This is a genomic window from Cognatundibacterium curvum (assembly GCF_014284235.1).
Taxonomy (GTDB): domain Bacteria; phylum Pseudomonadota; class Gammaproteobacteria; order Burkholderiales; family Burkholderiaceae_D; genus Undibacterium; species Undibacterium curvum.
The window spans coordinates 1-23,762 of the sequence record NZ_JACOGD010000001.1 but is presented as its reverse complement, the minus strand read 5'-3'; the positions used below and the strand labels follow the sequence as shown (position 1 = coordinate 23,762).

Genomic DNA, 23,762 nt, shown 5'->3' with positions numbered 1-23,762 from the left:
GTTGGGCTAAACTGTACCCAGCGTCCTTCTTTACAATACAACTATTTACTTGGCGAGTATCTTACGTATCGCCGCTGCAAGTTCTTCTGCCACAAATTTCGCGACATAGGCGTCAGCGCCTACGGTCCGGATATGTTCTTCATTGGTGGTGCCAGACAAAGAAGAGTGGATGATCACCGGCAGGTGTTTGTAGCGTTCATCCTGTTTGATTTTTCGGGTCAGCGTGAAGCCATCCATTTCCGGCATTTCCAGATCAGTCAGCACCATCGCCACTTTATCGCGCAATTGTTTGCCTTCATTCTGGGCTGCTGCTGCAATGACTTGTAATTTATCCCAGGCTTCCTTACCGGTCTTAGTCATAATAAACGGCGCACCGATCGCACCCAGTGCTTGCTCGATCAGACTACGTGCCACACCGGAATCATCGGCTGCCAATATGACTGCACCCTCTTTCATATGCAGTTTATCGCCTATGGTTTCAGGATCGACGTCTTTCGTATCGGAAGGCGTGATCTGACGCAGGATTTGCTCCACGTCCAGCACTTGTGCCAGCCGGGTGTTTTCTGTATCACCGTCGAGGCGCGCAATACTGGTCACCATGCCACCGACTGCACTGCTTTCTGCGGACAAGACCTGGCTCCAGTCCAGGCGTACGATTTCTTCCACCGATTCGACCGCAAAACCCTGAGTGGTACGCGCATATTCGGTAACCAGCATGATATTGAGGCCAGTCTTAGGCGTACAGCCAACCACCGATGGCAGATCGATCACAGGAATGATCTGCCCGCGCAGATTCACCACACCCAGCATGTGAGGCAAGGAACCAGCCACCGCCGTGATAGTCGGCATAGCAACGATTTCCCGCACTTTAAATACATTGATACCAAACAGCTCGGACCGGTCGCCGCTGGCATCACCGCCCAAACGGAACAATAACAACTCAAATTTATTGGAGCCTGTGAGGTTGGTACGTTCATCAACTTCTTGCTGTACGGTACTCATATTAGTTTCCTCAATAGTGAAAAGATCATACTTAGCTATCTTACCAATTTCACAGGCCGAACCCAAAGAAATTGATATCCCCACAGAAATATTTACCGCAATGTGTCGCTTTCACATCTTAGGTGATTTATAGCATACGCAACAAGCCAGACTGCATTGTTTCCGTCAACTAATGTTACTTAAATGCATGAATTGTACAAAAACGACTATATGCGAGCCTGCATCTATGGGTTACGGCTGGCAGCAACACCAGCTGCCAGCCGCATATACATCCCATTTAGCCTGACTTTAAGATGCGGTAGCAAGGCACATAAGCCTTGCCCGGCAGTTTCATCCTGTGTTGCGCGATGAACGCGGTGAGCAAGGTATCCATGGAATCCATAATAGCCGGATCACCCCGCAATTCAAAATGGCCGTGTTTTTCTATCGCACGTATGCCCTGGTCCTTCACATTACCTGCCACGACGCCCGAAAAAGCACGTCTCAGATTGGCTGCCAGCATATGTGCGGGCTGGTTTTTATGCAGCGCCAGATTATGCATATTGGCATGGGTAGGTTCAAACGGATGCTGGAATTCACTGTCGATTTTGAGCATCCAGTTGTAATAATAGGCATCGCCATGGGCTTTACGGAAAGCACGTACCTCGCGGATTCCAGCCTCCACTTCACGTGCGACCTGCACCGGATCGTTAACGATAATCTTGTAGCGTTTCTGCGCTTCCGCACCGATGGTATCGCCAATAAACTGATCTATCTGTCTGAAATAATCGACTGCACCCTCAGGGCCAGTAAAAATCAGCGGGAAAGGCAAACCGGCATTTTCCGGATGCAGCAGTATGCCGAGCAGATACAGAATTTCTTCTGCAGTACCGGCACCACCAGGGAATACGATCACTGCGTGACCGACGCGCACAAAGGCTTCCAGCCGTTTTTCTATATCCGGCATGATGACCAGATCATTGACGATAGGATTAGGGGCTTCCGCTGCGATGATGCCGGGTTCGGTCAGACCGATATAGCGGCCATGCCCGGTTCTTTGTTTGGCATGACCTATGGTTGCGCCTTTCATCGGTCCCTTCATCGCCCCCGGACCACAACCGGTACAAATATCAAGACCACGCAAACCCAGCTGATAGCCAACCTGTTTGGTGTAATCGTACTCAGTACCTGAAATCGAATGACCGCCCCAGCACACCACCAGATTCGGGCTGACCTGAGGTCGCAGCAGATTTGCGTTACGCAAAATGTGGAATACCGCGTCGGTGATTCCCTCGCTGTGACTCAGATCAAATTTAGCGCCCTGCGCGATTTCGGCATTAATAAATAAAATGTCGCGCAATACGGCGAACAGATGTTCCTGTATGCCCTTGATCATCACACCATCAACGAAGGCGCTGGCGGGAGCACCCTTCACGTCGAGCTTGATGCCGCGTTCACGTTGTATGATATTGATTTCAAAATTTTTATAACGCTCCAGCAATTCCTTGCCGTCGTCCAGACCGCTGCCGCAATTCAGTACCGCTAAGGCGCAATTGCGGAATAACTGATACAGCCCGCCATGACTGCTGTCGAGCAGGCGTCCAACTTCGGCTTTAGATAAGACTTCCATTCTGCCTTCAGGCGAGATTTGGGTATCGTAAGTAGCTTGGCTCATGATGGCTCTCCTTTTTTTATCAGCCTGCGGTGATGCAACAGCCAGACAGCATTGCGCTGACCAACTGTTTCCTAAAACCATGTTGCCCATTATGCAGGGTTTCACTGCACAAGCAATCCTTGACGGCGATAAAATTCCTATGCTGTCGGGCACAGCGCTTCACATTGCATTCAAAAAGAATGAAATAAAAAATAAATCCGGCAACCCCCTTGTATATACCAGCCCAGCCATGTATTATTCGGCCTCTTCAGACGCGGGGTGGAGCAGTCTGGCAGCTCGTCGGGCTCATAACCCGAAGGTCGTAGGTTCAAATCCTGCCCCCGCAACCAGAATTTCATAAGCCACCGGCTGCTATGCAGCGTTAAGGTGGCTTTGTTATTTGCACGAAGGATGTTGAATCAAGTGCGCTTCAGTTTCAAACTGAACCCGCCTGTTGAGCATCATGTCAACGTGCTGCATTCTGGCAGCTGATGCCTATGTGTTCTGCACTCAGTTCAAATTAGTCCGATGAAAGATTACAAAGACAACGCCACGATGGAATTGCCGGGTTTGAACGAACCCATGCATGAAAACAGCGATCACAAAAAATCGCAGGCAAATTCAAAGCGCGGCAAAGTCATGAAACAGGTGCAACTGGATTTACTGGCCGATCTGGGACCCACCGATATCAGTGGTTTGCCAGCCTGGGTCAACGATGAGAATCTGGATCTGACTGGCTTACCGGTCTGGCGCTGAGGCTGATGATAGCAACTACTTCAGCAAGGCCTTAATCACCGCCCATTGTCGGCGCGAAATCAGTAATTTCTCTTCGCTGCCAATAATGCGCAATTGCCAGACTTCACTGACCTTTTCCTGCTCACTGCCAGATTCGGCAATTAACAAGGTTTTTTCCACACCGGCGATGGCTGCGCGCGCGACCAGCGCATTGCGATGCACTCTGACAAACAGACCACTGAACTCTTCTTCCAATGCAGTCAGGGATTCTTCGATCAGATATTCTTTTTGAGCTGTGTGCAGACTCACATATTTTTGCTCGGCCTTCAGATACAACACATCCGTTACAGGCACCAAAGTAATGCGACCACGCTCGGCCACCGAGAAATGCTGACGTGAGTCTGTTAACTCTGACTGCTGCGTCATTTGCCGCTGCCGCGTCTGCGCACGACTGGCAACGCGCTTCAAGGCTTCTGCCAGCCTTGTCGCACGCACCGGCTTGAGCAGATAATCACTGGCATGCACATCGAATGCACGTAGCGCATATTCCTCGTAAGCCGTGACAAAAATAATGTCCGGCACTTCCTCAGGTGCCATCAAGGTATGCAGTTTTTCCGCAAACTCAATGCCATTCAATCCCGGCATTTGCACGTCCAGCAAAATCACATCCGGCTTCAGCGCCTGGATTTGCGCCAGCGCCTCCATCACCTGACCACACTCACCCAGCAATTGATGCGGCAATTCCACAGCGATATCGCCGAGCAAAGCCTGTAGCCGCTGGCGCGCAGGTAATTCATCATCAACTATGTATAAACGGATAGGCGTCATGGTCGTCAGCGGCGTGCCGGAAAATACAGTTTCACTTCAAAGTAGCCATCCGCAGCCATACTGCTCATGCCTGCCTCCACGTCATAGAGCAAAGCCAGGCGCTGCCGGATGTTTTCCAGTGCCATCTGATTGCCAGATGGCGTACCGGATCGCGCATGCTGCGGGTTTCTGATACGGATTTCAATCTTATTTAAACTTTTTTTCAATTGAATTGAAATGTCAGACTTTTCTGCCGACGGCTCCACGCCGTAATGCACCGCATTTTCTATCAAGGGCTGCAGCAGCAAAGAGGGTATCTCCACCTCGCGCGCTTCATCGTCTGACAAATCTGGCCTATCCCAGATCACATGCAGGCGTTCACCCAGACGCAACGTCTCTATTGCCAGATATTGCTCACACAGCCGCAATTCATCACGCAAACTGATCATGGTGCGCGTGTCGCGCATCAGGATGCGGAATAAATCCGACAAATCTTCCAGCACCACTTCGGCACGGCGCGGATCTGTTCTGATCAGTGACAGTGCAGTATTGAGGCTGTTAAACAGAAAATGAGGCCGGATACGGGCCTGTAAAGCCTGCAGCCTGGCCTCGCCGAGTGCGGGCGAAAAGGCACGCGTACGCATTTCAAAATACTGTTGAAACAGCAGTCCGGCACAAGCCGCTGCCAATACCACGAAAGCCAGATCCAGCCTGGGGAAAATCAAAACAAACCAATCCATACTGCGCAGTGAACCTATCGCCAGCCAGCTCACCAGTGCCGGCAACAGCGCACACAGGCTACGCTGCAGCAGCGGTGGCAAATAGACCTGATACAGTGCTCGCCGGCACAGACACAGCAAAAACAGCGAGCACAGGCAGATCAGCTCTATCAGTATTGACGCCTCCATGAAATTACCCAGCACCAGCCAGACACTGTCGCCGCGCGACCACAATCCGGCCAGCACCACCACACTCACCGTGAGCAGCACGCGGAAAACCACACCGAGATTGCAGCAATCCGGGATGTAGGGCTCAAAGCTGGAGGCGGGTGTTTTCTTACTCATCGATGCTTTTATTCGGGAAAATGAGGCGCTTGCTTTATAATCTGCTGAAAACTTACTGCAAACCGCTGCCTATTACGGCAAACCATTCATTATGACATCACAATTCAATAAAAAAAGCGAAGCCTGGTCGGCGCGCTTCTCTGAACCTGTTTCTGATCTGGTCAAACGTTACACCGCTTCGGTCTTCTTTGACAACCGCATGGCGCTGGTTGATATCCAGGGTTCGCTGGCACATGCTGAAATGCTGTGCGCGCAACACATCATCAGCGCGCAGGATTATGCCGATATTCAGCGCGGCATGCAGCAGATACTGGGTGAGATTGAGTCTGGCAAATTTGAATGGCTGCTGGATCTGGAAGATGTGCATCTGAATATAGAAAAGCGACTGACCGAACTGGTGGGTGACGCTGGCAAACGCCTGCATACCGGCCGCTCCAGAAACGATCAGGTCGCGACCGATATCCGTCTGTATATGCGCTCTGCCATCGACAATATCGTCGATCTGTTGCGCGCTTTGCGCTCGGCACTGATTGATCTGGCTGAAAAAAATGCAGATACGATCCTGCCTGGTTTCACCCATATGCAAGTGGCACAACCGATCACCTTCGGCCACCACATACTGGCCTATGTAGAAATGTTTGGGCGTGATACCGAGCGCATGCTGGATTGCCGCAAACGGGTCAACCGCTTACCACTGGGCGCCGCCGCGCTGGCCGGCACCACCTTCCCTATCGACCGTGAACGCGTGGCAAAAACCCTGGGCTTTGATGAAGTTTGCTACAACTCGCTCGATGCCGTCTCTGACCGCGATTTTGCGATTGAATTCTGCGCAGCCGCAGCACTGGTGATGACGCATATTTCACGCATGTCGGAAGAACTGGTGATCTGGATGAGCCCACGGGTAGGCTTCATTGATATCGCCGACCGCTTCTGCACCGGCTCATCGATCATGCCGCAAAAGAAAAATCCTGACGTACCTGAACTGGCGCGTGGCAAAACAGGTCGCGTCAATGGTCACCTGATCGCCTTGCTGACGCTGATGAAAGGCCAGCCTCTGGCCTACAACAAAGATAATCAGGAAGACAAAGAACCTTTGTTTGACACGGTTGATACCGTGGTCGATACCCTCAGGATTTTTGCTGACATGGCCACCGGCATCAGCGTGAAGCCAGAAGCCATGCGTGCCGCTGCTTTACAAGGCTATGCGACCGCAACTGACCTCGCGGATTATCTGGTGAAAAAAGGTTTGCCATTCCGCGATGCGCACGAGGCTGTTGCCCATGCAGTCAAAACCTGCGTAGAAAAAGGCTGTGACCTCAGTGATATGTCACTGGACGAACTGCAAACTTACTCAGGCTTGATAGAAGCTGATATTTTTTCAGTACTGACACTGGAAGGCTCAGTAGCAGCGCGCAATCATGTCGGCGGCACGGCACCCGCACAAGTGCGGCTGGCGATCGCGCGTGCGCGTCAGCAACTGGCTTAAGATGCCTGGTCCGCGTTCGCGCGGACCAGTTCGTGTCATCTAAGGCACTCTCCGACACAAGGAACCGCATTCCTGATTGCCGACATCTGTACTTCACCATACAATCAGCAGATAACGATTAAAAGCGTCCGGAGATACAATGTCGCAGCAGTTTAAGCTTTATGCCGCACTCTTGAGCCTGTGCCCATTCATGGTACAGGCGGCCGATGTCCGCATCGGCCTCGCCGCTGCATTGAGCGGCCCTACCATCAAGTACGGTGGCCCGATACGGAATGGGCTGATGCTCGCTGCCGACAGCATCAATGCGCAAGGCGGCATCAATGGCAATAAGCTGGTATTGGTGATTGCCGATGAACAGGGTAAAAAAGAAGAGGCAGTCAATGTCTTTAAAAAGCTGATTTATCAGGATAAGGTATTGATGCTGTTTGGCCCTACCCTGTCTAACTCCGCATTCGCTGCTGACCCCGTCGCCAATCTGGCCAAAACTGTGGTGTTCGCAACCAGCAATACCGCTGATGGCATCACAGCCATGGGACCCTACACTTTCCGTAACTCCGTCACCGAAGCAGACGTGTTACCGACTACAGTACGCGCCGCGATCAGACAGTTCCAGATCAGGAAGGTCGCCATCATTTATGGCAATGACGATGCGTTCACCAAGAGTGGCTATGATGTGTTCAAAAACACCCTGGCGGATCAACACGTCCTGGTCACCAACACAGAGACCTATAGCAAAGGCGAAACGTCCTTCAAAGCGCAACTCAACAGAATTAAAGATTCGGCACCCGATGCCATCGTATGTTCTTGCCTGACCGAAGAAGCCGCCAACATCATCCTGCAGACCCGCTCACTGAGCATGAAGCAGCCCTTCATAGGCGGTAACGGTTTTAACTCATCTAAGCTGTTTGATATAGCCAAAGATGCCGCCGATAACACGCTGATGGGCAGCCCCTGGTCAGTTGAAAACGTCACCCCGGCCAATAAGCAATTCCTGACCGATTACCGCGCCAGATTCAAGACTGAACCCGATCAGTTCGCCGCTCAGGCTTATGATGCGATGTACATTGTGGCGGAAGCGCTCAAAACGATACGCTTAAGCGGTGACCTGGCTAAAGACCGTGTCGCATTGCGCGATGCACTGCCTCAGGTAAGGCATGAAGGTGCGACGGGTAAATTTGCGTTCCGCAAAGCGCCTGCCAGAGATGGCAAGGAATCGGGTTACGATGCGCAGCAAGAGGCCATCGTTAACATTGCCAAAGGCGGCAAATTCGTTTTACTTAAATAAAATCTGCGCAAAGTTTGTACAAACCCGGCAATACAGACTGGACCACAAACAACAACGGCAAGGACTTTCATCCCTGCCGTTGTGTATATTCCTTGCATGATCAGTCTGGCTGCATCCCTGCATTTAATTCTTAAATTTCTTAATTCCCCGCCACCATCATATTTTCAATCAGGATGGAGCCGGTCTGTTTGGTACCACGGATCAGTGTGTCATTACCAATCGCGACGATTTGACGGAACATATCGCGCATATTGCCAGCAATCGTGATTTCTTCAACCGGATATTGGATTTCGCCGTTCTCCACCCAGTAGCCAGATGCGCCACGCGAATAATCGCCCGTCACATAATTCACGCCCTGCCCCATCAGCTCAGTCACCAACAAACCGGTACCCATTTTTTTAAGCATACCGGCGAAATGATCACCCCGTTTGGTTTGCGACGACAGCAGACTCAAGTTATGCGAACCTCCCGCATTACCCGTAGTTTGCATGCCCAGCTTACGCGCCGAATACGAGGACAGGAAATAGCCTTGCAATACGCCTTGCGTAACCACTTCACGTTTATTGGTGCGCACACCCTCGTCATCAAACGGAGAAGAGCCCACCGCACCCGGCACATGCGGATCTTCCAGCACTTGTATATGCGATGGGAAAATCTGTGTACCCAGGCTATCGAGCAAGAAGCTGGATTTACGGTATAAAGCTCCACCCGAGGTAGCCTGCACAAAGGCACCCAATATGCCTGCAGCTAAAGGCGCCTCAAACAAGACCGGGCATTGACGGGTTGTCAGCTTGCGTCCATGCAGGCGCGCCAGTGCACGCTCAGCGGCAAAGCGACCGATTTCTTCGGGCTTAGCCAATTTGGCAGGATTACGTTGTGAAGAGTACCAGTCATCGCGCTGCATCGCTGCGCCCTTACCGGCAATCGGTGCTACCGAAATGGTATGGCGTGAGATCGGATAGCCACCGATGAAACCGCGCGAATTTGCAGCCACAAAATGCGACTGCTGTACATGTACGCTGGCGCCTTCGCTGTTCGTGATGCGCTTATCGACCGCAAAGGCAGCCGCTTCTGTACGCTGGGCGATTTCTATCGCTTCTTCCGCGCTGATCTGCCATGGGTAGCACAGCTTGAGATCACGCGGTGCCAGCTCCAGCATATCGGCATCCGGCAACCCGGCGCAGTCATCCTCGGCGGTGAAGCGCGCAATATTGTACGCAGCCTCCACGGTGTCACGCAGCGCACGCTCAGAAAAATCCGAAGTGCTGGCATTACCACGACGCTGACCCAGATAGACCGTAATGCCTATGCCTTTATCGCGGTTCAGCTCTATAGTCTCTACCTTCCCTTTGCGCACGCTGATCGACAGACCACCACCTTCACTGATCTCGACCGCCGCATCCGACGCGCCTTTTTCTTTCGCAAAACGTAACATATCATTCGCGATCTGCCGCAACTGATCCTGGGAATGGGAGAACACGGGTTTGCTCATAGACGTTTTCTTTACTATAAATACGAGGATAGGGCTGCCAGTTCTCAGGCCGATGCGACACCGGAAACTGCGCACTGCAGACAGCGCGCGGCAGCTTTTCGACTGCATCCCGGCTGTCAGAATGGGCATTTTTGTCGCGGCGCCCACTAAAACGGGTATCATAGCAGCCGTTTCATAAAGTTTATACAGTAAAGGCGCAGAATTATGCCAAATCCAAACCGTGGCTCATGTGGCTACCAATCCAACGAGTTCGAACAAGAGTACGAACGTCCATCAAAATCCCAGCTCAAGCGCGAGATGACCGCCTTGCAAAAACTGGGAGAAGAACTGGTTGAACAGCCGCGTGACCGTGTCAAGCGCGTTCCTATGCCAGAAGACGTGCGCGACGCGATTCTGGAATGCCAGCAAATCAAGAACCACGAAGGTCGCCGCCGCCAGATGCAATATGTCGGCAAAAAAATGCGCACGCTTGATGAAGAAGAAGTCGCACTGATACAGAAAACCATCGATAGCTGGAAAGGCGCGTCTAAATCCGAGACTGCAGCAATGCATGCGTTGGAACGCCGCCGTGACAAATTGCTGGCCGATGACAATGCGCTCACAGAATTGCTGGCTGAACATCCGGAACTGGATGTACAGCAGTTACGTACCCTGATCCGCAATGCGCGTAAAGAGCAGGCGGAAAACAAGGCGCCGAAAGCCTATCGCGAAATCTTCCAGATCCTGAAGCAGATCAGCAAAAAACCAGCTGGCGCGCAGGACGAGACAGATGAAGAAGATGCCGAGGACGAAGCCTTCGATGAGTGATACCGAACGCGCTCTACGTATCGGTCTGGTCTCAGTATCAGACCGTGCTTCGGCCGGTGTTTATCAGGATCAGGGCTTGCCCGCTTTGCAGGACTGGTTCAGTCAGGCACTGGCCACGCCCTGGCATCTGGAAACCCGCCTGATTCCTGACGAGCGCAGTGCGATCGAAGCAGCACTGACAGAACTGGTCGACCAGGCGCATTGCGATCTGGTGGTCACGACCGGCGGCACCGGCCCGTCACGGCGCGATGTGACACCGGAAGCGACACTGGCGGTGGGCACCAAAGAAATGCCTGGCTTTGGCGAGCAAATGCGTCAGATCAGTCTGCGTTTTGTGCCGACGGCCATCCTGTCACGTCAGGTTGCGGTGATACGTGAAACCGACAGCCATGCCGCACTGATCATGAATTTACCGGGTCAGCCCAAATCGATTAAAGAAACGCTGGAAGGCTTAAGGGATGCGGATGGCAAGCTGCTGTTGCCCGGCATCTTTGCGGCTGTACCGTATTGCATCGATCTGATCGGTGGCCCGTATGTGGAAACCCATGCCGCTGTATGTCAGGCGTTCCGCCCGAAATCAGCAATACGCAAACAGCCGGACCCAGCCTGAAACGGCATAGTAAGCACCGCTTCAATACCCAACACCGCGTTAACACTTAAACTGAGCATCAGCCTGTCATGAGCCAATACCTGACCACCATAGAACTGGAAAGCGCCCCGCAAGTAACTGCCTCCATCATCTGGATGCATGGACGGGGTGCGGACGCCAATGATTTCGTCCCTATCGTCAAAGAGCTGGATTTGCGCGCCTGTCCGCCCATCCGCTTTGTGTTTCCGAATGCGCCAACCATGCCAGTCACCATCAACGGCGGCTACGTCATGCGCGCCTGGTACGACATACTGGGCACCGACATCGCAAGACGTGAAGATGAAGCTGGCCTGCGTCAGTCACAAGGTGAAATAGAAAAACTGATCGCCAGAGAAATCGAGCGCGGCATACCTGCGCATCGCATCATCCTGGCTGGTTTCTCACAAGGCTGCGCCATGACCTTACAAACTGGCTTGCGCTACCCGCAGCAACTGGGCGGCATGCTGTGCTTGTCGGGCTATGTGCCACTCAGCGCGCACATCGCTGCCGAGCGTCACCCTGCTAACCAGAATACGCCGATATTCCTGGTGCACGGCGTAGCTGATCCCGTGATTCCTCTGCAGCGAGCAGAACAATCGCGTCAGTTGCTGGAACAATGCGGCTACCAGATAGAATGGCACACCTACCCGATGCCACACTCCGTCTGCGCGGAAGAAATCGTCGATATCGGCAACTGGCTGACTAAGGTGTTGGCAGACTGAGCTGATTAGAGGATATGCGCAAGGCATCCAGAGACGCTTTGCGCTTATCTGCACCTCACTTCAGACATGATTTCTCAGCACAGCTCAGCCAGCATGCAAACGGAATTGCATGCAAAGGGCTACTTCATTCTCAGAAAATTTCTGAACTCTACCGAACTTGAAGCCTTACGTTCTGCCTGCACTGCTATTCAGGAACAGTATGGCGTCAGACAAGTGCTGCAACAGTATCCGGCAATTCAGGCTGCACTTCCGGTTTCAGCAATGCATGCGGTGCTTAGCGTGCTAGGTCTGAGCGCAGCGAGCACGGTACGCAGTCTGTTTTTCAATAAAAATGCAGCACACAACTGGCTGGTTCCCTGGCACCAGGATAAGACTATTTGCGTCAATACATCTTCAGCCAGATTGAGGGACTATCAAAAATGGACGCAGAAAAATGGTATTTTTCATGTGGAGCCACCGGCAGATATCCTCAATAGTATGCTGACCTGGCGCTTCGCACTTAACGATAGCGACCGGGATAATGGCGCACTGAAGGTGATCCCCGGCAGTCATCAGGCAGGGAAATTGACACTGGAAGAAATCAGCCAGCGCAGCGCCGCTGACCAAAGTCACTACTGCGAGCTGCAGGCTGGCGATGTATTACTGATGCGGCCTTTGCTACTACATGCGTCAGATAAATCCAGACTCTGTCAGCAAAGGCGAATTCTGCATCTTGAAATGAGTGCAGCCTCACTGCCCTTTCCCTTACAGTGGGCAGAGCGCATGCCATCAATAGCGCACACATAATTTCGTACTGCCAGTACCGCCACTGACCGCATTATGCAAGTTCTGCACTGTGATCCAGCGGCCGGGGCCGCGATAGATGCGGCCATCGGGCAGGCGCTCCTGAAAAACGCATTCCAGGGTTCCGAGTCTGAGTGCAAATTGTTCACTAAGTGTAGGTTTAACTGAATTGGCGCGCGGATCGCTACGCACCAGCTCTTGTGGCGTGGCTTTATCCTGAACCAGCCAGTCACGCCGAATTTGCAGGTCCAGTGCTGCTGGTTCAGCTGGCTGAATATCGCCTGCTAATTCAGAATTGCTGGCTTTGCTGGTGTTATTTGTATTGGTGATCTGAGCAGATGTGGATGCAGATGCCGATACAGCGCGACTCAGGCGCCGCCCGGCTGACTGTGACTGAGTTGGCAGAGTTGGCTGCTCCGGGTCGCGTGCAGTCAGCGTGCGCTGACGCGGCTCAGGTGACAAGAGCAGCTGCATGATTTGGCTTTGCGTCGCGGAGCCAGAGCGCAAAGGCTCAAACTGACTGCGCAGCAAAAGAGCGATCAGTCCTGAATGTGCCAGACCCAGCAAGAACAGGATGAGCACATGTGCTCCATGCTGTCTGGCTGGCCAGCGTGTACGCATAGGATCAGCTAAAGTCTTTCAGCGTTTCCACATCGATCTGTACCGATATCTCACCGGCTGACAGCCAGATCTGACCATCCTGTATCGTGCATTGCAATTGCATGGTGCGTTGTGCCAGTTTTTCCAGTGCCTGACTTTGTTCGGACGGGATATTTCTGACGCACAGATTTTTCGCGCGGTCTAAGCGGCTGTTCATCTGCTTCCACCAGACATCGCTGGCACTGGCATAGCTGTACACATACACCTTATCAGAACGGCCGCAAGCCTTTAATAAGCGGCGGTCATCCGGCTGGCCGACTTCTATCCAGGTCTGGATCGCATCGGTATAGTCCTTTTCCCATAAATCGGGTTCTTCTGTATCCGAAATCCCTTTACCGAATTCCAGCCTTTCTGCGGCATGAATCGCGAAGGCTAATACCCGCACCATCATGCGTTCATCGGTTTCCGACGGGTGTCTTGCGATGGTCAGGTTGTGATCCGCGTAGTAGCCGCGGTCCATATCAGAAATATTGAGTTCTGCTTTATAAATGATCGATTTTAATGCCATTATTTGAATACGACTGTCTTATGTCCGTTAACTAAAATTCTGTGCTCCACAAAGCACTTGACTGCGCGTGCCAGCACGACGCACTCCACATCACGCCCGATTGCGGTGAGTTCTTCCGGCCCCATCGCATGATCAACCCGCGCCACATCCTGCTCAATAATTGGACCTTCATCCAGATCGCTGGTGACAAAATGCGCGGTCGCGCCGATCAGCTTCACGCCGCGTTCGTGCGCCTGGTAATACGGTTTCGCTCCTTTAAAGCTGGGCAGGAAAGAATGATGGATATTGATGGCGCGGCCTTTCAGATCTTCACACATCTGTTGTGACAGGATCTGCATATAACGCGCCAGCACAACCAGTTCTACATCCTGCGCTTCAGCGATTTCCAGTATCTTTTTTTCCTGCGCACGCTTGAGACCTTCCGGCGCCCCGGCAGCTAAGGGCAAATGATGGAAAGGAATGTTATAGCTGGCGGCCAGTTGGTAAAAATCCGGATGATTTGACACGATGGCGCGTATATCTACCGGCAGCAAACCGCTTTTATGACGGAACAATAAATCATTCAGACAGTGGCCTATACGTGACACCAGTATCATCACACGCGGCTTATGATGTGCGTCATGTAACTGCCATTCCATCCCCAGTTCCTGCGCCAGTCCGGCAAATGCCGCATGCAAATTAGCATGACTCGCGCTGTCATCTTCTGCCGCAAAATGCACACGCATAAAGAAGCTGGCGGATTGTGCATCGCCGAACTGGGCTGAGTCAATGATATTGCATGCATATTGACTCAGTAAGCCGGAGACGCGATGCACGATGCCACGCTGATCGGGACAGGACAAGGTCAGGATAAATTCAGGTTTTTGACTCATTTTCGATTTTTCGTTGGTTCGGCTATTCGGATGAATAGGGTTTTCAAATAATATTCGGATATTTCTGCAAACAGCAAAGTGTGCATTGTCGCATGAGAACGCGTTTTTATTCAGGCCGGGCAAGGCTGGCGGCACTGACAAAATCTGGATTCATCAAAAAAATTTAAAAAGTACGATCGTTCTATTTATTCTGATTTGATGTATATTGTGTGCGGCGACAAAAAAAGAGATTCATCCGCACCGCACGTGCACGCTGATATCCCCCTAAAAAAACGGAGACAACATGAACCAACGTATCAACCACCAAATCCGTCTGGCTGCCCGCCCGGTCGGTTTACCACAAGCCAGCGACTGGCAATTCACCGAAGAGCCGCTGCGCGACTTGCAGGACGGCGAAATCCTGGTCAGAACCATTTACCTGTCGCTGGACCCAGCCATGCGTGGCTGGATGAACGAAGGTAAATCCTATATCCGCCCGGTTGCCATCGGTGAAGTCATGCGTGCGGGCGGCATCGGCCAGGTGGTTGACTCCAAATCGCCACGTTTTAAAGCCGGTGATTATGTATCAGGCGGAACCGGCGTGCAGGAATACTGGATAGGCGATGCCAGCGACAAACACGCGGCTTTTTATCCGGTCTCGAAGAAGCTGGCGGCACTGCCAAAATTTCTGAATGCGCTGGGTATGCCGGGGATGACCGCGTATTTCGGCTTGCTCGATGTCGGACAACCTAAAGCGGGCGAAACCGTGGTGGTATCGGGTGCCGCCGGTGCGGTAGGACAAACCGTAGGCCAGGTCGCCAAACAAAAAGGCTGCCGCGTGGTGGGCATCGCAGGCGGCAAAGAGAAGTGTGATTTCGTGGTCAATGAACTGGGTTTTGATGCCTGCATAGACTATAAAAACAGCTCAGTCAAAGAAGGACTCAAAACACATTGCCCGAATGGCGTGGATATTTACTTCGACAACGTCGGCGGTGACATTCTTGATACGGTGCTGACCCGCATCAACCTGAAAGCACGCATCATCATTTGCGGCGCGATTTCCCAGTACAACAACACCACGCCGGTCAAAGGTCCGGCCAATTACCTGTCTTTACTGGTCAACCGCGCACGCATGGAAGGCATCGTGGTATTTGATTATGCGAGCCGCTATGCAGAAGCCGTTGCTGAAATGGGCAGCTGGATGCAACAGGGACAATTCCATACCCGCGAAGATATCGTGCAAGGCTTAGAACAGTTCCCGCAAGCCCTGCTGATGCTGTTTGAAGGTAAAAATTTCGGCAAACTGATACTGCAAGTCTCGGAAGAATAAAGCAGATAGCCGCAAATAAACTGCCGACCAAAAACGGGAGGGACTGGAGGAGCTGGCTGATGCCGGCTCTTCCACTTACCAGCACTGCCTCATCCATATACAGCGTATGCGCTTAGCGCGCCTGTCACTACATCAGCGCCCCATCGCTATCTCCGGCTCACTGACTCCATCTCTTTTGCAAGGCTGGTTCAGACCAGCCAGCCGCTGCAGCTTCAAGGCTCAAACCTGAATTAGCTACAAGGCTATTTTCTGTCCTGCGGTCTGCAAACGCGATGACAAAAACCAGTCACAAGCGCTGAAAAGAGCACGGCTTGCCCACCCTACGCTCTTTAGGTTTGCACGCTAAATATATTTGACTTTTCGCAAATCTGATATAAATATATTTAATCATTGCACCAATGCAAATTTTTTCTTGAAATTATTGCTTTATTTACTATTTTTAATGCCTAAATCATGGTTGTTGGTATCAAATAAATAATAATTAGAAAATTCAGCTCTGCCATTCCGAATAAAAACAAACAAATATTCATTTTACCCACTCACCTCAAGGAGGACACTGACAGGCTTCAACGATGTGCAAAACAGTTAAGCATCTACACGTCATGGACAAACTACCAAGCATCCATGCCAATAAAGGAGACTCAATTGAAACGCTATCTTTCCACCGCCTTACCCCGTTTACTTATTTCCTGCGCAGCGATCAGCGGCGCGCTGCTTGCTTCAGAAAGTCATGCGACTGACGCTCAGGACAAGCTATCCCCGCCAGTCAAAAAAACCGCCAGCCTGGAGTCTCAGGCTTCCAGCCAGCACCACCAGAAAAAATCCTACACTGCTGCCGAACGTGCACCGCAACAGGCCAGCCAGATCAACGCCCGTACCAGCTATGGCAGCGCAGACCAGCCGGCTGTTCCAAACCGCCCCTCGTCCTTGAGCACGAATCTGTCCAAAGCTGAACTGGCCAAGTCATCGCGTGGTTTAACACTGGACAAAGCACTGGCGGCCTGTGATCGCAATGCGTTTGCCTCGGCAAGCGGAGCCGCACTGGTAAGTCTGGTGAAGTCCTCAAGCTCAGCTTGCATCAATGATTTATTCGGCGTCAGTGGCGCTCAGGCGTATGCCATTTTTAAAGAAGCGCAAATGGTCACGATTGCCAAAGCGTTTGAAAGCGAAGCGGCCAGCTATAACGGCAGCAATACGGGTAGCGCATTGCAAATGGTGATGTTTTTGCGTGCGGGTTACTATGTGCAGTTTTACGATACAGCAGTGGGCAGCTATGGCACGAATCTGCAGACAGCGATACGCGCAGCCTTAGATGCATTTATCAAGAATCCGAATTTTGCGCTGATTAATGACGTACACGGTGAAATTCTGTCTGAGTTCATCACCCTGATAGACAGCGCAACTGAGAACGCACGCTACCTGAACACGGCGGTCAAACGCATGCTGAGCCTGAATAGCAGCTTCCTCAATTTTTGGTATATGCGCAGTGCTGTCAACAATGCATTCACTGTTCTGTTTCGCGGGCACCAAAATGCCGACTTCAAGTCGCTGGTGCAGTCTGACCCTGCTATCGTGGACAGCCTCTACAATTTCATGAATGCGAACTTCGGTTTGCTAGGGACAGATAACGACTATCTGGTTGCCAATGCAGGCCGTGAAATGGCGCGCTTTCTGCAATATAGCGAAGGCGGCGCATTAAAAAATCTGGCCAAATCCCGCGTAAAAACCATGCTCGACCGTAGCAATGTGACGGGTAGCACTGCAGCTGTCTGGGTTGGGCTTGGTGAAATGGTCGATTACTACGATAAGGCAAATTGCGCTTACTACAATCTGTGTAATTTCCAGTCTACGCTGGACAGCAATGTGCTGCCGGTACGATATAGCTGCTCCCCGACACTGAAACTCAAAGCACAGTCGCTGACCAGCGCACAACTGCAGGAAGCCTGCAGCATCGTCGGCGGTGAAGAGTCGTATTTCCATCAGCAGGTACAGTCTGGCAATGTGCCGGTTGCGAATGACAATAACAAGCAGCTGGAAATGGTGATTTTCAATAGCAGTAAATCCTACGCCACCTATGCCGGTGCAATTTTTGGCATCGATACCAATAACGGCGGCATGTATCTGGAAGGTGATCCTTCCGCCGCGAATAACCAGGCACGTTTTATCGCTTACCAGGCCGAATGGAAGCTGCCTGCTTTTGAAATCTGGAATCTGACCCATGAATACATCCATTACCTGGATGGGCGTTTCAATATGTCTGGTGATTTCAATGCGGCCGTCAGTGTCAATTCTATCTGGTGGATAGAGGGTTTTGCGGAGTATATGTCTTACTCGTATCGTAAGCTCGATTACAACGACGCTAAAACTCAGGCAGCCAGCGGCGCCTATAAACTGAGTCAGATTTTCAACAACGATTATTCGTCCGGCCAGACCAGAGTGTATAACTGGGGTTATCTGGCAGTACGCTATATGTTTGAGAAACAGCGCAATCGGGTCAGCACGCTGTTGAATTCCTATTTCCGGCCAGGGAATTACAGCGCCTACACCAGCTACATGAATGGCATCAACACCACGCTGGATGCCGACTTCAGCGCATGGCTGCCTTGCGTGAACAATGGCTCTTTACCGCAATGCAGCTCAACCGTGCCACCGGCAAACAAACCACCGCTAGCCGCATTCAATAGCAGCATCAATGGCCTGAGCGTCAGTTTCAGCGATACTTCGACCGACAGTGATGGCAGCATCGTCAGCCGTAGCTGGGACTTTGGCGATGGCAGCAGCTCCAGCGCCAGCAACCCTTCGAAAACCTATAGCAATCCGGGTAGTTACACGGTTACTTTGACGGTAAAAGACAATGCGGGCGACAGCAGTAAAGTCTCAACAACCATCAATCTCAGCAACGGAGGAAACTTACCAGAATGCCCGGGTAGCGCTGCTGCACTCGGAAAAAACTGCAGCCGCAGCAATGTGAGCAGTGTGGCAGGCGACTACGCTTATCTGTATCTCAGCGTACCGGCTGGCACCACCAAACTGACCATCAGCACCAGTGGCGGAACCGGCAATGCGGATATGTATGTGAGCACCAATGGCAGCTGGCCTTCACGCGACCACTACAATGCGAGCTCGGTCAATCCGGGTAACAATGAAAGCGTGATCATCAACAACCCGCCTGCCGGTTACATCTATATCAGCTTATATGGGGTGACTAAGTTCTCGGGTCTGAAAGTCACAACGCAATACTGAATATAAACCCGCTGAAAGCGACAAAGCCCGCAGTGCCGGGGCTTTGTCGCCCATGCTTAGATCGCAGTAAGCGCTTCAGTCACGCTTTAAGTAAGGTCGCAGCCAGTCCAACCCGGCTGAGGTGCCAGCCGCCGGACGGTATTCGCAACCGACCCAACCCGCATAGCCCGCCGCATCCAGTTGCGCGAACAGATAGGGATAATTCAATTCTCCCAGCGAAGGTTCATGCCGTCCCGGCACCCCGGCGATCTGTATGTGCGCGATCTGGCCGACCTGACGTCGCAAGCCTTCCAGCATGCGGGTCGTCACATCGCCCTGCATGATCTGGCAATGATAAATATCGAATTGAAGCTGCAGATTTTCGACGCCGATTTCATGGCAGATTTGCTGTGCGTCTTCCTGCAAATTCAAAAAATAGCCTGGCATATCGCGGGTATTAATCGGCTCGATCAAGACGATCTTCCCATGCCGTGCAGCGTGTAATGCCGCATACGCGAGATTGCGCTGATACACCGCACGGCAACGCTCAGGGTCTTGCTGCACATCGACGATACCAGCCATCACATGAATGAACGGATTACCCAACACTTCGGCATAACGAAGTGCCAGGTCAAAGCCCTGTCTGAATTCGGCCTCGCGTCCGGGCAAAGCCGCAATACCGCGCTCACCAGCGGCCCAGTCACCCGGCGGTGCATTGAATAAGACTTGCTGCAAGCCCGATGCATCGAGTGCATCACGCAATTCCTGCGCATCAAATTCATAGGGAAACAGATACTCAACCGCTTTGAATCCATCCTGCGCAGCAGCGGCAAAACGCTGCAAGAAGGGATATTCCTGATACATCATGCTGAGGTTGGCGGCGAACTGAGGCATGCTTCTATCCTTAAGTGAGTTGACTGAGAACGGAAGAGATTGTCCGCTCAGCTTTTCCGATTGGCATACCGCTGCGCCAACACAGTACAGACCATTAACTGTAACTGATGAAACAACATAATAGGAAGTAAAACTAAACCGGCCGAGCCGCCTGCAAACAACACTTTGGCCATAGGCACACCGCTGGCCAGACTTTTTTTCGAGCCACAGAATACGATAGTGATTTCATCTTCCTTAGAAAATCCAAGCCGCCGGCTGCCATAGGTCGTTGCCAGCATAATGATGGTCAGCAGCAGTGCACTGATCATCAGTATCACCAGCAGCATCGTCAGCGGTACACGCTGCCAGATGCCCTGCACCACCGCTTCGCCAAAAGCCACATACACCACCAGTAAAATCGAACTCTGATCCAGCTTTTTGAGCGCACCCGACCAGCGGTCCACCCATTGCCGTATCAAGGGACGCAACAACTGACCCGCAACAAAAGGCAGCAAGAGCTGCACCACAATCTTCAGCACCGGCTCCCAGGAAAAAGGCACACCTGATCCAGATTTCACGATCAGACTGACCAGCACAGGCGTGATGAATATGCCCAGAATATTACTGGCCGAAGCACTGCATACCGCAGCCGAAACATTGCCACGCGCGACAGAGGTAAAAGCGATTGAAGACTGCACCGTAGACGGCAGCACACACAGATACAGGATGCCTAAATAAATTTCTGGTGTCACCAGCGGCTCCAGCACCGGCCGCAAAACCAGACCCAGTACTGGGAACAGCACGAAGGTAATGCCCAATACCAGCAGATGCAGCCGCCAGTGCATCATGCCAGCCACCACGGCTTCACGTGATAAACGTGCGCCGTGCATGAAGAACAGCACAGCGATCATCAGCGTCGATAAGCGGTCAAACGCCAGGGCATAAGCGCCGGTCGCCGGAAAAAAACTGGCCAGCGCTATCATCCCCAATAACATCATGGTCATCGGGTCAGGAGAAAAACGGAAGTGTTTCATGATGAATTCTGCAGTCTGAGTTTTGGGATTGTACCGGAAAGCGACATCCATCCCACTTGCCAACCAAAGAATTCCAGCTCCCAGCAAGGAATTTTCATATAAAAACAGCAGGCGCCTTCAGCTCGCCAAAGATTCTATGGAATTCTGTTTTTACGCCTTGAAGCACCCGGTTTTTCTTAGGATTAGCGCAGCGTTCGCGGTATATTTTCAGGCCTTGCATCATGCATGACTGCAGGCTGCCCGGCTTGCACGCTACAACACTGGAGACCACATGAAAAAAAATCTGATAGCCGCACTGATCGGCCTGGCCTTTGCCTTCCCTGTCAGCAGCTACGCCAACCATCCGAATGACACCGAAGCCTATCGCTGGAATCTGCAAGACCTGTATCAGGATCGCGCAGCCTGGGATATCGATGCAAAAAAACTGGAGTCGCAATTGCCGCAACTGCAGACTTGCAGCGGCCATTTGGGCGACACACTGCCGAAATTCAAATCCTGCATGGACTTGTATGCCGATATCGCAAAACGCTATGCACGTCTGAGCACCTACGCCGCCCAATTCCGCGATCAGGACACTGGCAATAACGCCGGTCAGGATCTGGCGCAGACCGCCGACATCCTGGGTAGTAAATTTGAAGAAGCCAGTTCCTTTATCCGCCCTGAAGTGCTGAGCCTGGGCGCAAAAAAAATCGATGGCTTCCTGGCTAAAGATAAATCCCTGAGCATTTACCGCCACCCGCTCAATGACATCCTGCGCGGTGCCAAACACACGCTGGATCAGAAGTCGGAAGCGTTGATCGCCACCTTCGGTATGGCAACCGGCACCGCCAGCGCGGTTTACTCCACGCTGTCGAATGCCGATATGCCCTGGCCTAAAGTTAAATTATCGAATGGCGAAGAAGTCGTGATCGACCAGGCGGCCTACACCAAATACCGCGCCGCGTCGAACCGTGCTGACCGCAAGCTGGTGTTTGATGCGTTTTGGGGCAAATGGAAGGAATTTGAACGCAGCTATGGCGTGACGTTTTATGAGCAACTCAAAAAAGACAGCACCTATGCCAAGGTCAGAAATTATCCGGATTCGCTGACCCATGCACTCGATGCCAATAATCTGCCGCGCGCGGTGTATGACACCCTGATCAGCCAGACCCAGGCCAATCTGCCTACCCTGCACCGCTATTTCAAGCTGCGTGCACGTATGCTGGGTGTAAACGATCTGCGCTACTACGATATTTATCCGCCGCTGGTATCGGGCGACTTCAAATACAGCATCACTGACGGCGTGAAATACATGCTGGAATCGGTCAAGCCACTGGGTGAGGATTACACCAAGGCGATGAGCAAGGCGACTACCGAACGCTGGATGGATGTCTACCCGCGCGCGCGCAAACGCTCAGGCGCTTACATGACCGGCGCTGGCTATGAGGTGCACCCTTACATCCTTTTGAATTACAACGATGATTACGAGTCGCTCTCCACGCTGGGCCACGAATGGGGCCACGCGATGCACTCCTATCTGGCGAATAAGGCGCAACCCTTCATCACATCAGACTACCCGACCTTCACCGCAGAAATCGCTTCCACTACCAATGAAGTGTTCCTGCTCGATCACATGCTGAAAATCGCAAAATCGGATGATGAACGCCTGCTGTATCTGGGTTCCGCATTAGAAAACCTGCGTGGCACTTTCTTCCGCCAGGCCATGTTTGCCGACTTTGAACGCGAAGTCCATGCCAAGGTCGACAAAGGCGAATCCCTGACTGGCGAAGGCCTGAGCCAGATCTATGGCGGCATTCTGAAACGCTACCATGGCGATCAGGAAGGCATCATGAAAATCGATGAGGTGTATACCACAGAATGGGCTTACATCCCACACTTCTACACCCGCTTCTATGTGTTCCAGTACGCGACCTCTATCGCTGCCGGTTCGATGTTTGCCGATGAAGTGTTGAAAGGCACACCAGGCGCGCGCGACAACTACCTCAATATCCTGAAAACCGGCGGCGCCGCCTACCCCTATCAGCTGGTGAAGCAAGCCGGCGTCGACCTCGCCTCACCCGCCCCGTATCAGGCGGTGTTCAAGCGCATGAACAGCATCATGGATCAGATTGAAGGGATACTGGCTAAAAAAGCGCGCTAAGGCAATTTCAGCTTGTTTTAGTTTATTGCAGCTTGGGTTTGGTATAGATGCGATCAGCCTGCTCCATCATGGGGATGGCTGGTCGCTGCATGTTCACAGCGTTTGTACCATGACGCTGCTTTCCAGTTTAAAAAACAGCTAAAGATTGGGTAAGCGCAGATATGCTGCAAGCGATATACAGATTAATTCCCCGGCCCGGTCTGAAACAAGCGCACGATCTCTGGTTTAGGACTGGCCTGACCATTCCAGTGGGCACCGGGTTTGAGCGCGAATCGTTGTACCCGGCCTACCGGTAAAGGAATGCGGTGTGTTCCCTTGACCAGGGCTGCCGTGATCTGATTCGGATCGTCTCCCACTGTGACCTCTACCGCTGACATATCGTCGTCCCCGGGCAGATAGGCGTTGTCTTCCAGTTGCCGTCCCGGGTACAACTGATCAAACGCTGCGCGTACCTCATGCAAATCGGCTTCAGGTCCAGCCCGCTTACGCAGATTAAATTCCAGCCACAGGTAATGACGCTGCCCAGCCTTGTCCTCGAACCAGAACATTGCAGTCTCGGGAATACCACGCATCGCAGCGACTTGCTGGTAGACCGACAGCTCCCAGGCAGCGATGGTTTCAAACTCACCATTGCCCTGATAACTGTCCAGCTCTATCAGACGCGAAACATTGCCTGCCAGGGTATGACGCCAAGGGAACT

At 52.2% G+C, this 23,762-nt stretch carries 21 protein-coding genes and 1 tRNA gene; 11 read left to right on the top strand and 11 right to left on the bottom strand.

All coding sequences use genetic code 11. The annotated features are described in order from the left end of the window. Nucleotides 1-45 precede the first annotated feature (45 nt). Together H8K43_RS00110 and ppnN are read right to left on the bottom strand one after the other, a co-directional pair. Nucleotides 46-1,002, bottom strand: coding sequence for a chemotaxis protein (locus H8K43_RS00110; protein WP_186901980.1), 957 nt, complete (start codon nt 1,000-1,002; stop codon nt 46-48). A gap of 277 nt (nt 1,003-1,279) precedes the next feature. Then, nucleotides 1,280-2,656 carry a nucleotide 5'-monophosphate nucleosidase PpnN gene (gene ppnN / locus H8K43_RS00105; RefSeq protein ID WP_186901979.1) on the bottom strand — a complete coding sequence of 459 codons (1,377 nt, stop codon included), beginning with the start codon at nt 2,654-2,656 and terminating at the stop codon, nt 1,280-1,282. 252 nt (nt 2,657-2,908) lie between these two features. On the opposite strand from ppnN, the gene H8K43_RS00100 reads away from it, so the two are divergent. Both H8K43_RS00100 and H8K43_RS00095 read left to right on the top strand, forming a co-directional pair. Then, nucleotides 2,909-2,985: transfer RNA gene (locus tag H8K43_RS00100), tRNA-Met, on the top strand. Nucleotides 2,986-3,163: 178 nt separating this feature from the next. After that, a complete protein-coding gene (locus H8K43_RS00095; RefSeq protein ID WP_186901978.1) occupies nt 3,164-3,391 on the top strand; it encodes a hypothetical protein in 228 nt (75 codons plus the stop codon). A 15-nt stretch (nt 3,392-3,406) separates the two neighbouring features. Here the strand turns inward: H8K43_RS00095 and H8K43_RS00090 are convergent, their stop codons facing one another. Next, nucleotides 3,407-4,198: a LytR/AlgR family response regulator transcription factor gene (locus H8K43_RS00090; protein ID WP_186901977.1), complete on the bottom strand. Its 792-nt coding sequence runs from the start codon at nt 4,196-4,198 to the stop codon at nt 3,407-3,409. 5 nt (nt 4,199-4,203) lie between these two features. Next, a complete protein-coding gene (locus H8K43_RS00085) occupies nt 4,204-5,241 on the bottom strand; it encodes a sensor histidine kinase (protein ID WP_186901976.1) in 1,038 nt (345 codons plus the stop codon). Between the two features lie 91 nt (nt 5,242-5,332). Between H8K43_RS00085 and argH the strand changes: the two genes are divergently transcribed. Both argH and H8K43_RS00075 read left to right on the top strand, forming a co-directional pair. Beyond that, nucleotides 5,333-6,727 (top strand): argininosuccinate lyase, encoded by a 1,395-nt coding sequence (argH, locus tag H8K43_RS00080; RefSeq protein ID WP_186901975.1) that lies wholly within the window; start codon nt 5,333-5,335, stop codon nt 6,725-6,727. 139 nt (nt 6,728-6,866) lie between these two features. Then, the gene (locus tag H8K43_RS00075) at nt 6,867-8,012 is read left to right on the top strand and encodes an ABC transporter substrate-binding protein (RefSeq protein ID WP_186901974.1); all 1,146 of its coding nucleotides are present in this window, start codon (nt 6,867-6,869) and stop codon (nt 8,010-8,012) included. Nucleotides 8,013-8,151: 139 nt separating this feature from the next. Here H8K43_RS00075 and pmbA read toward each other — a convergent pair whose 3' ends face one another. Then, nucleotides 8,152-9,504: a metalloprotease PmbA gene (gene pmbA, locus H8K43_RS00070; RefSeq protein ID WP_186901973.1), complete on the bottom strand. Its 1,353-nt coding sequence runs from the start codon at nt 9,502-9,504 to the stop codon at nt 8,152-8,154. A 204-nt stretch (nt 9,505-9,708) separates the two neighbouring features. Here pmbA and yjgA point away from each other — a divergent pair, with 204 nt between their 5' ends. From yjgA to H8K43_RS00050, 4 genes are all read left to right on the top strand, one after another. Then, nucleotides 9,709-10,311, top strand: coding sequence for a ribosome biogenesis factor YjgA (gene yjgA / locus H8K43_RS00065; protein WP_186901972.1), 603 nt, complete (start codon nt 9,709-9,711; stop codon nt 10,309-10,311). Beyond that, on the top strand, nt 10,304-10,921 hold the full coding sequence (gene mog, locus H8K43_RS00060; protein WP_186901971.1) for a molybdopterin adenylyltransferase: 618 nt from the start codon (nt 10,304-10,306) through the stop codon (nt 10,919-10,921). Before yjgA ends, mog begins: the two co-directional genes overlap by 8 nt. Before the next feature lie 68 nt (nt 10,922-10,989). Continuing rightward, nucleotides 10,990-11,661 carry an alpha/beta hydrolase gene (locus tag H8K43_RS00055; protein ID WP_186901970.1) on the top strand — a complete coding sequence of 224 codons (672 nt, stop codon included), beginning with the start codon at nt 10,990-10,992 and terminating at the stop codon, nt 11,659-11,661. A gap of 93 nt (nt 11,662-11,754) precedes the next feature. Further along, on the top strand, nt 11,755-12,447 hold the full coding sequence (locus H8K43_RS00050) for a phytanoyl-CoA dioxygenase family protein (RefSeq protein WP_186901969.1): 693 nt from the start codon (nt 11,755-11,757) through the stop codon (nt 12,445-12,447). Here H8K43_RS00050 and H8K43_RS00045 read toward each other — a convergent pair. From H8K43_RS00045 to purU, 3 genes are read right to left on the bottom strand one after another with little or no spacing between them, the layout of a single operon-like run. Next, nucleotides 12,430-13,065, bottom strand: a complete 636-nt coding sequence (locus tag H8K43_RS00045; RefSeq protein WP_186901968.1) for a hypothetical protein — start codon at nt 13,063-13,065, stop codon at nt 12,430-12,432. The genes H8K43_RS00050 and H8K43_RS00045 overlap by 18 nt on opposite strands. A gap of 4 nt (nt 13,066-13,069) precedes the next feature. Beyond that, nucleotides 13,070-13,612, bottom strand: a complete 543-nt coding sequence (locus H8K43_RS00040) for a YaeQ family protein (RefSeq protein WP_186901967.1) — start codon at nt 13,610-13,612, stop codon at nt 13,070-13,072. Beyond that, entirely contained in the window at nt 13,612-14,484 is an 873-nt protein-coding gene (gene purU / locus H8K43_RS00035) for a formyltetrahydrofolate deformylase (protein ID WP_186901966.1), read from the bottom strand. The genes H8K43_RS00040 and purU overlap by 1 nt, the downstream gene beginning before the upstream one ends. A 283-nt stretch (nt 14,485-14,767) precedes the next feature. On the opposite strand from purU, the gene H8K43_RS00030 reads away from it, so the two are divergent. Then, entirely contained in the window at nt 14,768-15,793 is a 1,026-nt protein-coding gene (locus H8K43_RS00030; RefSeq protein WP_186901965.1) for an NADP-dependent oxidoreductase, read from the top strand. 645 nt (nt 15,794-16,438) lie between these two features. Then, nucleotides 16,439-19,036, top strand: a complete 2,598-nt coding sequence (locus tag H8K43_RS00025) for a collagenase (protein ID WP_222610915.1) — start codon at nt 16,439-16,441, stop codon at nt 19,034-19,036. A gap of 75 nt (nt 19,037-19,111) precedes the next feature. On the opposite strand, the gene otnI is transcribed toward H8K43_RS00025, so the two are convergent. Continuing rightward, complete coding sequence (gene otnI / locus H8K43_RS00020) at nt 19,112-19,909, bottom strand: 2-oxo-tetronate isomerase (protein ID WP_186901963.1); 798 nt, start codon at nt 19,907-19,909, stop codon at nt 19,112-19,114. Nucleotides 19,910-19,956: 47 nt separating this feature from the next. After that, nucleotides 19,957-20,922 (bottom strand): bile acid:sodium symporter family protein, encoded by a 966-nt coding sequence (locus H8K43_RS00015; protein WP_186901962.1) that lies wholly within the window; start codon nt 20,920-20,922, stop codon nt 19,957-19,959. A 271-nt stretch (nt 20,923-21,193) separates the two neighbouring features. Between H8K43_RS00015 and pepF the strand changes: the two genes are divergently transcribed. Further along, nucleotides 21,194-23,062: an oligoendopeptidase F gene (gene pepF, locus H8K43_RS00010; RefSeq protein ID WP_186901961.1), complete on the top strand. Its 1,869-nt coding sequence runs from the start codon at nt 21,194-21,196 to the stop codon at nt 23,060-23,062. A gap of 182 nt (nt 23,063-23,244) precedes the next feature. On the opposite strand, the gene H8K43_RS00005 is transcribed toward pepF, so the two are convergent. Then, nucleotides 23,245-23,762 (bottom strand): hypothetical protein (locus H8K43_RS00005; protein ID WP_186901960.1); only part of this gene is annotated, 518 nt, incomplete at its 5' end.